At 28.2% G+C, this 14,222-nt stretch carries 12 protein-coding genes and 1 other annotated feature; of the genes, 11 read left to right on the forward strand and 1 reads right to left on the reverse strand.

From position 1 onward, the window contains the following. Positions 1–6: 6 nt before the first annotated feature. Complete coding sequence (locus tag RWQ73_RS05255; RefSeq protein ID WP_314407084.1) at positions 7–1,347, reverse strand: ISL3 family transposase; 1,341 nt, start codon at positions 1,345–1,347, stop codon at positions 7–9. Between the two features lie 649 nt (positions 1,348–1,996). Here RWQ73_RS05255 and RWQ73_RS05260 point away from each other — a divergent pair. The 11 genes from RWQ73_RS05260 to RWQ73_RS07995 all read left to right on the forward strand — a co-directional run. Beyond that, a complete protein-coding gene (locus tag RWQ73_RS05260) occupies positions 1,997–3,439 on the forward strand; it encodes an amino acid permease (protein WP_314407085.1) in 1,443 nt (480 codons plus the stop codon). Between the two features lie 233 nt (positions 3,440–3,672). Then, positions 3,673–4,269 (forward strand): dephospho-CoA kinase, encoded by a 597-nt coding sequence (coaE, locus tag RWQ73_RS05265; protein WP_314407087.1) that lies wholly within the window; start codon positions 3,673–3,675, stop codon positions 4,267–4,269. After that, positions 4,262–5,005: an ABC transporter ATP-binding protein gene (locus RWQ73_RS05270; protein ID WP_314407088.1), complete on the forward strand. Its 744-nt coding sequence runs from the start codon at positions 4,262–4,264 to the stop codon at positions 5,003–5,005. The genes coaE and RWQ73_RS05270 overlap by 8 nt, the downstream gene beginning before the upstream one ends. After that, the gene (locus tag RWQ73_RS05275) at positions 4,998–6,236 is read left to right on the forward strand and encodes an ABC transporter permease (RefSeq protein WP_314407089.1); all 1,239 of its coding nucleotides are present in this window, start codon (positions 4,998–5,000) and stop codon (positions 6,234–6,236) included. Before RWQ73_RS05270 ends, RWQ73_RS05275 begins: the two co-directional genes overlap by 8 nt. 12 nt (positions 6,237–6,248) lie before the next feature. Continuing rightward, positions 6,249–7,649, forward strand: coding sequence for an FAD-dependent oxidoreductase (locus RWQ73_RS05280; RefSeq protein ID WP_314407091.1), 1,401 nt, complete (start codon positions 6,249–6,251; stop codon positions 7,647–7,649). 37 nt (positions 7,650–7,686) lie between these two features. Further along, positions 7,687–9,111, forward strand: a complete 1,425-nt coding sequence (locus RWQ73_RS05285) for a leucyl aminopeptidase (RefSeq protein ID WP_314407092.1) — start codon at positions 7,687–7,689, stop codon at positions 9,109–9,111. A gap of 171 nt (positions 9,112–9,282) precedes the next feature. Continuing rightward, positions 9,283–9,478, forward strand: a binding site (T-box leader). A gap of 212 nt (positions 9,479–9,690) precedes the next feature. After that, on the forward strand, positions 9,691–10,512 hold the full coding sequence (locus tag RWQ73_RS05290; protein ID WP_314407093.1) for a transporter substrate-binding domain-containing protein: 822 nt from the start codon (positions 9,691–9,693) through the stop codon (positions 10,510–10,512). Between the two features lie 19 nt (positions 10,513–10,531). Next, entirely contained in the window at positions 10,532–11,173 is a 642-nt protein-coding gene (locus tag RWQ73_RS05295; protein ID WP_314086593.1) for an amino acid ABC transporter permease, read from the forward strand. A 9-nt stretch (positions 11,174–11,182) separates the two neighbouring features. After that, positions 11,183–11,902: an amino acid ABC transporter ATP-binding protein gene (locus RWQ73_RS05300; protein ID WP_314407094.1), complete on the forward strand. Its 720-nt coding sequence runs from the start codon at positions 11,183–11,185 to the stop codon at positions 11,900–11,902. Between the two features lie 757 nt (positions 11,903–12,659). Next, positions 12,660–13,961 (forward strand): NCS2 family permease, encoded by a 1,302-nt coding sequence (locus tag RWQ73_RS05305; RefSeq protein WP_314407096.1) that lies wholly within the window; start codon positions 12,660–12,662, stop codon positions 13,959–13,961. Positions 13,962–14,149: 188 nt separating this feature from the next. Continuing rightward, positions 14,150–14,222 (forward strand): branched-chain amino acid transport system II carrier protein (locus tag RWQ73_RS07995; RefSeq protein WP_399541081.1); only part of this gene is annotated, 73 nt, incomplete at its 3' end.

Genomic DNA, 14,222 nt, shown 5'->3' on the forward strand with positions numbered 1-14,222 from the left:
AGAAATCTAGGCGGCATTTTGCTGCTTAGATTTTTTCTTATTTTCTTTAAGTTTGATATTATTTTTATATTCAGAAACAAATAATTTAGACATAATTAAAATGCGTAATCTGAAATTACTAAAGCTAGAATATCCATAAGATACTCTCTTTAGTAGTTTTATTTTATTATTAAATCCTTCTAACGGACCGTTAGAATACTCATATTTAACAGCGTTAAGCATATACTCTTTGTGTTTAACCATCGTATTTATAGCCTTAGCTACTCCTTTAGCTAGTCCTTTAGTATCCATATTTATATACTTCTCTAATTCTAGAGAATCTTTAGCTTTAATAGCTTCTCTAATCTCATGTACTCGTTCATAACTAGCTGTAAATTCAGCATCTATACCTAATATATAATCTAATACTTCTTTTCTAGTCACATAGCGTTTGAAGCTTCTAGAATAGAATGTTTTTGTTGAATTTACTTTGTCTCTATCTTCTAATATTACTTTCCAGAAATTCTTTAAAATAGTGTAAGTAGAGCCTTTTTTATTCTTATATTGATTCATTAATTTTACTCTAGCTTTATTTAATTCTCTATTAATATTTTGAACCATGTGGAATCTATCTATAATTATCTCAGCGTTAGGGAACATCTCTCTAATCATATTCATATAAGGAGGATAAATATCTATACAGATTGTTTTTACTCTCTTCCTTACTTTTCTTGGGTATCTCATAAAGTATTGTTTTAATATATGTTGTGTTCTACCATCTACTATATCTATAAAATCATGTGTTTTAGCATCTAAGAATACGAAGCTCATTCCATTTTTACTATCTTTAGTTGATTTTATTTCATCAAAACATAAGTGTTCTGGTAGGTTTGAATGAGTCTTAACTTCTACAGCCTCTCTACATGATTTCATTACTCTTACTACTGTAGATACTGATACATTACTTAATTCAGCTATATCTTTAAAAGACAATGTTTTAGATAGGTTCTTCATTATGTAAAATATAAGATTTTTAGATATACTGCAGTGCTTTTGTACAAATGATGTTTCAGCACAAAACTTAGAATTACATTCTCTACATTTGAAGCGTTGTTTCTTTAATCTTAGATATGTAGGGCATTCTGACATCTTTAATAAAGCTACTTTTAATGGATCTCCAAATCCATTTTTAACTATATTATTTCCTTCTTTTATACAACCACAGTTTACACAACACTTTGGTTCATATGATAAAGTTCCGTGAAATATGAATGTATCTTGACCTTCTACATTGATTAGATCAAGTTTATCCTCCATAGTTATGTTTTGGTCTTTTATTAATAGTAAATTTGTGATAAAATTATTCATGACGAATATCCTTTCTTAGTTAATTATTTTTTTACACCTTAATTATATTGGATATTTGTCTTTTTGTATATAAAAATAGAAATCCGGGGATGGAATTTTTCCATGCCCCGGATTTAGTATACAACCAATTATTATAAAAAAGGAAACCGAATAATCGGCTTCCTTTTTTTGGTTGTTTAATATATCCAGGGCATAGAAAATAATTTGTCTCTGGATTTTAATCTATATTTATTAAATAAAATAGATTTTGTTATATGTATTTATATAATAAATTTTTGAATTTTCCATTATTTGTTTTGATTTAAATACAATTTATTAAATTTGTAAGAAAAGTATTCATTATTATCTTATAGATAGTGTCTAATCCAAAAGTACTAGCTTTTAAAACAGTTCACATGAAATCTCATAGACGAAGTGGAATATTGATATTTATATACGCTTTATAAAAGCTTTTTAGATATCTAATAAACTTTGCGGGGGTAACTCAATAAAATCGATTTCTTCGAAATCACGATTTTTGTCTCCCTCTCTTAAAAGATATTTGAAATAATTGAAAAATAACAATAAAATTTCAGAAAATTATTTACAAATAACTAAAAATATAGTATAATCTATATTTATAAATATAAATCAAGAAAGGATGAGGGGAATGACAGAATCAAAAATGGAAAGAAAACTGCAAGCTCGTCACATAAGTATGATTGCTATAGGTGGTTGTATAGGAACAGGATTGTTTATGGCGAGTGGAGCGGTTGTAAGTAAGGCGGGTTCATACGGGGCTGTTCTTACGTATGCACTTATAGGAGTTATTATATATTTTTTAATGGCGTCAATAGGAGAGTTAGCAACTTTTTATCCAGTTTCTGGATCTTTTGGGGCATATGCTACTCGTTTTATAGATCCAGGGGTTGGATTTGGAGTTGGATGGCTATTTTGGATATTGTGGATACTAGTGGCCAGTGTAGATATAATCACATTATCGAAAATATTACATTATTGGGAATTTTTTAGACAGTTTTCAACATTTTCTATATGTATTGTATTTTTATTATTATTGTATTTATTAAATTTAGTAAGTGTTAAAGTTTATGGTGAAGTTGAATATTGGATTACAATTATCAAGGTGCTGACTGTTATTGCATTCTTAGTTGTAGGAGTAGCAATTATTTTTGGGATTACAGGGAATAGCGAAGCTGGTATTACCACATTTATAAAAAACGGTGAAAAAACAAGTAATGCAGGAGCTCTAGGATTATTTGGTGTTCTTTCAACTGCTGCATTTTCATTCGGTGGAACAGAGGTTGTTGCTGTAACAGCAGGAGAATCTCCAAATCCTAAAGAAACAATGCCAAAGGCTGTTAGACAGGTATTCTGGAGAATTTTAATATTTTATATTGCTACAATGATTATTATTTCATCTATTGTATCTGCAAATGATCCTAGATTATTAGATACAAAAAATGTAACAGCATCACCATTCACTATTGTATTTCAAAATATAGGATTAGAAATTGCCGCAGTAATAATGAATGCAGTTATTTTAACTTCTGTTCTTTCAGCTGCAAATTCAGGTATGTATGTTTCTAGTAGACAATTATTTTCACTAAGTTCTCATAACTATGGACCAAAAGTCTTTAAAAAATTAAATAGTAATTCAATACCAGTCATATCACTTACTTTTTCAGCTGTATTTATGGTATTGTGTTTCATTTTTGAAAAACTTAATCCAAGTGGGTATTATATGTTGTTATCTATGGTTGGTATTATAGTTATGATAATTTGGATGGTATCATTAGTATCGCAAATTCGTTTAAGAAAAGCGATAGTAAGACAGGGTAAAAAAGCAGAAGATGTTCTTCCATATACAGCAAAAACTGGAGTAGTTGGCTCATATATTGCTTTAATCTCGTTTGCTACTATAATTATTTTACAATTATTTGCTGACTATACTACTGGCGGTTTTGTACAAATGGTATATAATCTAGTTTGTCCAGCTATTGGTATAGTGATGTACATAGTATTTAAAGTAGTGACGAAGAAAAAATTTGTAAAACTAGAAGAAATGGATATTCATCCATATAAAGATAAATAATAAAAGAAGATTAATAAAGTTTTGTAATGATTTTAAAAAATTAAACTTATAATTTAATTGTTTACGTTATTACATTATCTTTATTAATCTTTTTACGTAGTTGGAAAATATAAGTAGATTATTGTCTTTTAAAAAAATTTATGTTTATCGGAAGTTAATAATCTTTTAAACTATGGTAAATGATTGCGTATTATGATAAAATTGTATTTAAGTAATTTAATGGAGATGATGTTTTGAATATTGGAATTACAGGAAGTATAGCATGCGGAAAAAGTACAGTATCTAGATATTTATTAAATAGGGGATATACTATTATTGATGCAGATAAATTAGGACATAATGCTCTTACTTGTGAAGATGTAAAAAAAAAACTTGCTGAAAAATTTGGAAGTACTATTTTAGAAAATAATGAAATACGTCGTGAAAAATTAGGAAAGTTGGTTTTTGGAAATGAAGAAAATTTGAAAATTCTAAATAGTATTATTCATCCTAAGATAAAGGAATTAATAATAAAATTACAAGAAAAACATAAAGATGAAAAACTTGTGTTTTTAGATATAGCTCTATTATATGAAGCAAACTTTGTGGATCTTGTGGAAAAAGTAATAGTGATCTATGTAAATGAAGATGTCCAAATGGATAGGTTGATGAGTAGAAATTCTTTAACCAAAGAAGTTGCACTAAGAAGAATAGAAAGTCAGATGAGTGCAAAAGAAAAAGCAAGTTTGGGAGATTTTGTTATCCATAATAGTAGCACTTTAGAAAGCACTTATCAACAAATAGATAAAATATTAGAAAAGTTAAAGAGAGGAGAAAAAAATAATGACTAATGTTTTAGAAATTAGTAATTTAGGTGGAGGATATAATCGTAGAAGAATTATTGACAATATAAATATACAAATACCTAAAGGAAGTATAACTGCACTTATAGGCCTAAATGGAGCGGGGAAAAGTACGACTATTAAACATATACTAGGACTACTTAGACCTATGGAAGGTGAGATTAAAGTTAACGGTATTACTATTACAAAAGATAATGAAAAATACAGAAAGAACATAAGTTATATACCTGAATCTCCAGTACTTTATGAAGAGTTAACATTGGAAGAACATATTAATCTTACAGCAATGGCATATGGTTTAAATCTAGAAGAAACGTGGCAAAGAGCTGAGGATTTACTTAAGTTATTTAAATTAAGTGATAAGAAAAAGTTTTTCCCTGTACATTTTTCTAAAGGTATGAAACAGAAGGTAATGATTATTTGTGCCTTTTTAGTAGAACCGAATTTATATATAATAGATGAACCATTTTTAGGATTAGACCCTATCGCGATTAATGATTTAATTAATTTAATGTGCGAAAGAAGGGATAACGGTGCAAGTTTACTTATGTCTACTCATATTCTTGCTACTGCTGAAAAGTATTGTGATAATTTTGTTATTATTCATGAAGGAAAAATTTTAGCAAATGGTAACTTAGAGCAACTAAGGGCCGAATTTAATATGGCAGGTGCGTCTTTAGATGAAATTTATCTATCATTAACGGTGCGAGATAATAATGAGTAATATAGAGAATATTTTTTTAGACAGACGAAAAAAAGAGCAAGATCTTAAATTAACTTATAGTAAGTACATTTTCAATTCGCACCTGATAATGTTCCTTATTATAGTACTAGGTGCAGCTCTTATAAATTATTCAAAATGGATAGCTGTTGCAAGTCAGTTTGAATTGTATTCAGTATTTATTGCAGCAACGATTGCTTTTAGTTATTATTTAGCAAGTAATAAGATTAAGACATATATTAAAGAAGCAGACTCAGTATTTTTACTACCATTAGAAAAGTACTATAAGAAAATAGGAGCAAAAACTGTTATGAGTCTTACTACAACTCATATTATTGCAGTTATTATCTTTTATTTCGCTACAAAACCGATTACTAGTATAATTGGCAGTATTAATAAATTAGGCATATGTTTATTGTTAATGATAATAATACTAAACAATTTGCTAAAATACTTTCAAGTTATTCATTATACAGAGCTAGTATGGGTTAAAATTATACAGTTTATAGTAATCTTTATACAAATATTAGTAGTGTTCATCGTTAATACGTATATTCTTATTTTTGACATGATTGGGGTAGTAGCATTAGCATATTGTACATTCTATATTTTTAAAAATGCAACTAATAAAGCAAGTTTGGAAGATCAAGAGAAGTTTGTTGTAAAATGGAATGAAGCGGCAGAATATGATAAACACCGTATGGAAAACTATTTAAAATTTGTTAATATGTTTGTTGATGTACCGTTAAGTGGTGTAAAAGTTGCTAGAAGAAAATATTTTGATATACTATTACCAAAGCTAACTAAAGAAAACTTTACTAAAGAAAACAGTTTTAAATACTATTACTATAGAGTATTTTTAAGACAAGAAAATACAATTTACCTAGCATTAAGACTGATGTTACTTGCAGTTTTAGTAATTTTTAGTTTTAAAAATACATACGTAAGTGCAATAGCAATTGTGTCATATAGCTATTTAACAATAATTCAACTTGTTCCTTTATATAAACAAATGAGCAATAATATTTGGCATAGTATATTACCTATAGATGAAAGTATTAAGGTAGGAAGTTTTAAAAAAATGTTGTCTAATGTAACTTTAATAACAACATTATTATTGACTATAATAGCTATTTGTTTAAGTAATTTTGAAATAGTGAATATATCAATTACTGTAGGAGCATTGGTGGTAGCTAATATCATAGCTAAAGTATTTATTGAAAAAGTTAAATAGAAGGATATAAATATGAAAAATATAGCAATAATTGGAGGAGATTTGTCGGGAATAAGTTGTGCTTATTTTCTTGATAAATTTTCAGGAGTAAACTCTAAGAAGTTTAACATTGATTTAATTGAAAGAGATTTAGAGTTTTCAAATGATAAATTTGGAAAGTTTCAATATGGTCAAGAGATTTATGATTTTGGGTGGCATAATTCAATAAGCGAACAAGGAGTACTATTTTATCTAATGATAGAGCTGGGTCTACATAGATATTTAATAAAAAGTGGTACGACTAAGAAGGTTTTTTATACAAAAGAAGGAATTAAATATCTTCCAGAAAAAATGCTTTATGGTGTTCCATTAGATAAACGAGAGCTAATTTTATCAGATTTATTTACTTTCAAAGAAAAGTTATCAATTTTATACAATATGTATAACACCATGGAAGATGAAGATATTAAAGAACTAACAGTAGAAGAATTTTTCAAAACAATTATAAATGAAAAAATATATGATAAACTGATAGAACCATTATTGACAAGCCATTATGGTAGTGATGTATCAGAGCAAAGTATGGTAAGTTTAATGCCAGAATTATCATTTTTAACTATTCAAAAAGAAGATATCAATAAAATACTTGAAGATATGTATAATCGAAAAGTTATTGATAATATTACAGTTGGTTCTGAATATAGATTGAAGTTTACATTGAAATCATTTATAGAAACACTGGAATCTAACTTTTCGGATAAAGTATTTTTAGAATTAAATCGAAAAATAGAAAAAATTGAAAAAAAAGGTGATAAATATTTAGTTCACTCTAATGGTAGTATATATTATTATGATTATATAATACTTGCGTTAAATCAGAAAAATTTTCTACCATGGTTTAATGATGACGAAAAAATTAATGATTTTTATTCGAATATGAAATATGTGTCTAATATTGTTGTAACACTTATTTATAAAAGAGATGATCTACATATAAATAGAGAAATTGGAGAAATAATTTTTCAAAAAGAAGAAAGCGAATATATTACAAAGTTAGAATATGTTAGTAATAAGTGGATTGATATAAAAATGAGTGGAATTCAAATGGTTAGAGCTTATATAAGCAGAGAAGATGCAATTGAAAAATTAATAGATAAAAATGACAACGAAATTAAAGAAATAGTAGAAAAAGAAATTGAGAGAGTGCACGGTTTAGTAGGAAACATTAATAAATTTTATGTAAGTAAAATTAAGGACAATTATAGATTTTGCAGTAAGGAATATAATAAAAATATAAATGAATTTGAAGATTATCTACGAAAAATGTATCCCAATGTTCATATAATTGGAAAATCAAAAAAAGGTACAACATTAGAAAATACAGTATTAGAAGCAAAAGAAACAGCAAAAGAAATATTAGAGAATATAAGATAAGAAGGAGCGTACAGTGTACGAGTACGAGGTGAAAAAAATGAAATTTTTTACAAATAAACAAGCAGGTGTAAAAGTAACACCAATATTTGAAGATGAAGTTTATGATAGTAAGTTATTAGAATACACAAAGGAAAAAGAACTATTTTCAGGGGAAATTAAAGAAGTGTACACTAATCTTCCTTTTGATGGAGAAAAAGAAATACTTTTAGGATTAGGAAAAAAAGAAGAGTTAGTGGAAGATAAAGTACGAGAAGTGTTTTTTAAATTAGTAAAAGAACTAGAAAAAAATAAAGAGCTAGAAGTTTATGTAACTATACCTAAGGTGAATAATGTTTCAACTGAAAAATTTGTAAATGCGGCAGTTGAAGGTGCATTACATGGAACTTACAAATTTGATAAATATAAGTCGGATAGAAAAGAATTCCCAGAAATCACAATTAACTTATCAACAGAAGAGAAGTTAGATAATTTAGAAGCGGTAGTAAATGAAGCTTGTGATATTATGAGTGGAGTATTCTTCTCGCGTGATTTAGTAAATGAAAGAGCAGAGTATTTATATCCAGAAACTCTTGCTAACATTGCTAGTAAAGAACTATCAGCTTTAGGTGTTGAAGTAGAGGTATATGATGAAAAACAATGTGAAGAATTAGGATTAAAAGGCTTATTAGCAGTAGGACGTGGTTCTGATAGGAAACCTAGATTTATTGTTATGAAATACTTAAATAATCCAGATGAAAGTGAAGTAGTTGGTTTAGTAGGTAAAGGGGTAACTTATGATTCTGGAGGTTATTCAATAAAACCAACAGCTAATAGCATGGATATAATGCACTGTGATATGGGTGGTGCTGGAACTGTAATAGGAACTATGAAGTTGGTTGCAACAAGAAAACTAAAAACTAATGTAATTGCAGTTGTTGGAGCGTGTGAAAATATGATTGCTGGTGGTTCATATAAACCAGGTGATGTTATTTCAACATTATCAGGAAAAACAGTAGAGGTATTGAATACAGATGCTGAAGGGCGTATTACTTTAGCTGATTCTGTATATTATGCAACTGAAAAATTAAAAGTTAGCAAAGTTATTGACTTAGCAACCTTAACAGGTGCATGCTTAGTTGCATTAGGAGAATTCTATACGGGAGCAGTAACGAACAACCAAGAATTTTATAATGAATTAAGTACTGCTGCAAAAGAAGCTGGAGAAAGAGTATGGCAAATGCCAGCAGATGATAGTTTCAGAGAATTAAATAAATCTACAATTGCAGATGTGAAAAATACAGGTGGAAGACTTGGTGGAACTATAACTGCAGGATTATTTATAGAAAACTTCGTAGCAAATAATGTACCATGGATTCACTTAGACATAGCAGGAACTGCATATTTATCAAAAGCAGAAAAATACTTACCAAAAGGTGCAACAGGAGTACATGTTAAAACATTGTACAATCTATTAAATAAGTAAATGTAGATGATAGAGAAAGAACTCGATGACAAAAATAATAATTGAGTTCTTTCTTTACTTACAATATGAGAATCGTGGATATTAATATAGAAATATGAAAAAAATTAATAAAAATATTGAATTTTTACTTGACAAGAAAATACTTAGGGTGTAAAATAATTAACAATAAAACTAAAACCTTAGAAAAGAATAGTAATTTGGTAAAAAATTTTTAGCGAGCTAACGTTGGTGTGAGGTTAGTAATTTTTCTAGATGAACGCACTTTTTAGGCAATTATTAAATAATTGGTAACTCTGCCTTAAAGAGATTGAGTGGGTATACTAAATACCAAGAAAAGTGGCAACGCGGAATTGATTTCGTCTTTTTATAGTTTCTTAGGAAATTATAAAAAGACTTTTTTATTTATCTCGTGCCTTCGTACAGACCATGGACTGTATCTATCTTAGTTTTAGTGTATCAAAAAGAGTGGCACCGCGAAATATCGTCTCTTTGTAGTTAGAAAATTACTAGCTACAAAGAGATTTTTTATTTATAATTTATTCTTTTCTATAATATAATAAAGAAAAAGGAGACAAAACAATGAAAAAATTATTATTATTCATTACATCAATTATTACAGTATTTACATTAACAGCATGCTCAATAGGTAGTGCTAAACCTAAATCAGAAGAAATTAAAGAAAAAGGAAAAATAGTATTGGGAGTATCTCCTGATTATCCACCATATGAGTTTTTAACAACAGAAAATGGTAGCAAAAAAGTTGTTGGTGCTGATATTTACTTAGCAGAGCAAGTAGCTAAAAAATTAGGTGTTCAAGTTGAAATTCAAGAAATGGCATTTGATTCATTAATTGCAGCTTTAAATGCAAATAAAGTTGACATGGTAATTTCTGGAGTTAACCCAACAGAGGAAAGAAAAAAAGCAGTTGATTTTTCAGATGTATATTATACAAGTAAAGGAATTTTTGTTGTTAACAAAGATAGCGAGGAAATTAAATCAGTAGCTGATCTGAAAAACAAAAAAATTGGTGTTCAAAAAGGTTCAACTTATGAAACTTATGCTAAAGAACAACTAAAAATGGATGAAAAAAATATCCAAGCTTTAACAGACGTACCAAGCTTACTGCAAGATTTAAAAAATAAAAAAATTGATGCAGTGTTAATTCCAGACGATGTTGCAAAAATTGCAATGAACAAATATACTGATATTAAAATTAGTACATTCACAGCAGATAATGATCCGGAAGCAACAGGTATGGCAATAGCCTTTAAAAAAGGAAAAAATGACAGTAATAAAGAATTATTAGAAAAAGTAAACGCAGTAATTAAAGAAATTCAAGAACAAAAAGTATTTGAAAAAGAACTTGATAAATACGCTAAAATTGCTGCACAAAGCGAGTAAAAGAGAGGTATAAAATAGAATGTTTGATTTTCTTCCAAATTATTACACGACGTATTTAGAAGCTACAGTAACAACTTTAAAAGTTTCACTTATAGCATTACTAGTAGGATTAATACTTGGAATTGTGATATGCTTAGCAAAAATTAGTACCTTTAAGGTATTTAATATAATAGCAGGAATATATGTAGAAGTAATTAGAAATACCCCAATACTAGTGCAAATTATGATAATTTATTTTGCATTACCCGAAATTGGAATTTCATTCACACCATTTATGTCAGCAATAATTGCTCTTTCAATTAACTCTGGAGCGTATGTTAGTGAAATATTCCGTTCAGGAATATTAGCAATAGATAAAGGACAGATGGAAGCAGGGCGTTCTTTAGGATTAAGTTATTTTCAAACTATGAAATTAATCATTTTACCACAAGCCTTTAAAAATAGTTTACCGGCTTTAGGTAATGAGTTCATTTCATTAGTAAAAGAATCATCAATAGTCTATTTTGTAGGAGTAGCTGATATTATGTTTACTGCCAATACAGTAAAAAATGCAACATACCAAACTTTTGGACCATACTTAGTTGCGGCTGCAATATATTTTATCATTACATCAATATTATCGATATTGGTAAAACGATTAGAGAAAAAATTAACGAAGTAGGTGAACAAATTGTTATTAGAGATAAAAGATTTACATAAAAAATTCGGAAAATTAGAAGTATTAAAAGGTGTAAATATAAGCGTTGAAAAAGGGGAGAAAATCGTAATTTTAGGTTCAAGTGGTAGTGGTAAAAGTACAGCATTGCGTTGTGTAAACTTATTAGAAACACCTACTAGTGGACAAATTTTATACAATGGAGAAGATATTACAAAACAAAACATCAATAAATATAGAAAAAAAGTAGGAATGGTATTCCAAAACTTTAACCTATTCCCAAATATGAGTGTATTAGAAAATATTACACTTGCTCCAAAAACATTTGGAGATGACACTGCAGAAAATATCGAGAAAAAAGCAGTTGAATTATTAAAGAGAGTTGGACTTGAAGATAAAAAGGATGTTTATCCAAATAGCCTTTCGGGTGGACAAAAACAACGTGTAGCTATTGCACGTGCCTTAGCTAATTCACCAGAAGTGTTACTATTCGATGAACCAACTAGTGCTCTTGATCCAGAGATGGTAAAAGAAGTACTAGATGTAATCAAAGAGCTCTCAGAAGAGGGATTAACTATGTTAATAGTTACTCACGAAATGAACTTTGCTAAAGAAGTTGCGGATAAAGTAATATTCATGGATGGTGGAATAGTTTTAGAACAAGGAACACCATCAGAAATATTTGATAGTCCTAAAGAAGAAAGAACAAAAGAATTCTTCTCAAAAATATTATAATTATAGAAAATATCACTAAGGAATGAAAGGTATTCTTTAGTGATATTTATATCGAATAATTTATAATACATAACAATGACTACGTTTTAATTATGTTAACTATGTGCTATAATAATAATGTATATAATTGTTGTAAATTAATAATATAATTATTGTGAAGGAGGATATATTATGAACATAGTAGAATGTTTTGTAAGTTGAAGTTTAATTCCTATATTTCTTATATTTTTTAATGTGAGAGTAACGGGAGAAAAACATTTTAAAATATGTATGATATCATTAATATTTGTAATTTTCCTGAGACTTTTCTTTTTAGATTATCAAGATTTTCCAATTACAAAAATGGTATATCTGTTTTTAATGCTATATGCTTTACAATTATTATTAGAATGGGATAAATTATTGAAATTAATGGGAGTTATTCCTGATGATAAAGAATAAAAAAATTGATTCTTCAGATTAACTACTAAATCTAGATTTATAATTTAGTAGTTAGTCTGAAGAATTTTTGTTATTTAAAATACGTATTTTAATGTTTTGTTTGAAGTCGGATGTTCGTGTTATCGTTTAAAATAGTTGTACTAATTTTTTGTTATGTAGTAAATGTATTGTTTTATCCGTTAATTAAATCAGAAATATATCGGAATAATAGTGGAATATGAACTTTCTATATAAAACTCTTGACATTTATAATTTAAAAGTATATTATTATATTGTGCTTAGGCATTAATAATAAAACTAAGGAGCATTTCTAAATATGTTAGAACGTCTTTTTAAATTAAGAGAAAATAATACAGATGCAAGAACTGAGGTTGTTTCTGGTTTAATTACATTTTTCTCTATGAGTTATATCTTAGTGGTAAATCCAGCTGTATTATCAGCGGCAGGTATTCCATTAGATAGAGTATTTACAGCAACGATTATCGCGATTTTAGTCGGTACTTTAATTATGGCATTAGCGGCGAACTATCCAATAGTAGTTGCACCTGGTATGGGAATAAACTCATATTTTGCAACTTTAGCTGCTACATCAGGTTATAACTATAAAACATTATTAGCAACGTGTTTTTTAGGGGCTGTTATTTTCGTAATATTATCAGCAACAAAATTCCGTGAAAGTTTAATAGATTCAATTCCAAATAATTTAAGACATGGAATTTCAGCTGCAATTGGTTTGTTTATAGCATTCTTAGGATTAAAAAATTCTGCACTAATTGTAGCAAATCCGCATACAATTCTTTCATTAGGTGATTTGAAAAATCCAGTAGCTTATATGACAATACTAGGTATATTTATTATTCTTGTATTATTGGCTTTAGAAGTAAAAGGAGCTATATTCATTGGAATGGCAGTAGTTGCTATAATTTCATACTTTACAGGAATGTTAAAAATCGAGAAAGTTTTTGGTATCCCTCATATGGATTTAAGTTTATTATACAATCCGGTTAGTGAAAGTGTAAATGCCTTACAATTAGGATTATATGGAATAGTATTTACTTTCCTAATGGTTACATTGTTCGATACTACTGGTACAATGGTAGCAGTAACTACACAAGCTGGTTTAGTTAAAAACGGAAAAATGGAAAGAGCTAAAGAAGCATTATTAGCTGATTCATTTGCTTCATTAGCAGGTTCTTTATTCGGAAGTACACCAACTTCAGCTTATATTGAATCTTCTGCTGGTGTTGCTAATGGGGGGCGTACAGGACTTACTGCATTAACTACAAGCTTCTTTGTTATAATATCAATTTTCTTATTCCCATTAGCTAGTAGTTTAGCATCAGTTCCAGCGATTACTTCTCCAGCATTGATTATTATTGGATCATTTATGATGGAAAGTATCGCGAAAATTGAATGGGCTGATATTACAGAAGCTTTCCCAGCGTTTGTAACAATCGTAGGTATTCCTCTTACAGGTTCAATAAATGATGGTATAGCATTTGGATTTATCTTCTATGTTGTATTAAAATTATCGAAAAAACAATGGAAAGATATTCATCCACTAATGTATGTATTTGCAATACTATTCGTAATACAATTACTTTGGTTGCATGTTTAATGTAAAAATATAAAAAAAGTTGAGTTTGAAATTGCTTTAAACTCAACTTTTTTAACATATAGAGATTATTATCAGTTAATTTTTAAGAAAGTTAAATAACTTAGGTAAGTTTTTTAAAAACGTTTGCCTTTTTTGTTAAGTTGTAGTATTATAGATGTATTACAAAAATAAGAAAGGAAATTTTTATTATGAAAAAAGGTTTATTGACCGGATTGTTATTATTTGGTATCTTTTTTGGTGCTGGAAACTTAATCTTTCCAC

Origin of the sequence: uncultured Gemella sp. (assembly GCF_963525875.1) — a bacterium.
Lineage (GTDB): Bacteria > Bacillota > Bacilli > Staphylococcales > Gemellaceae > Gemella.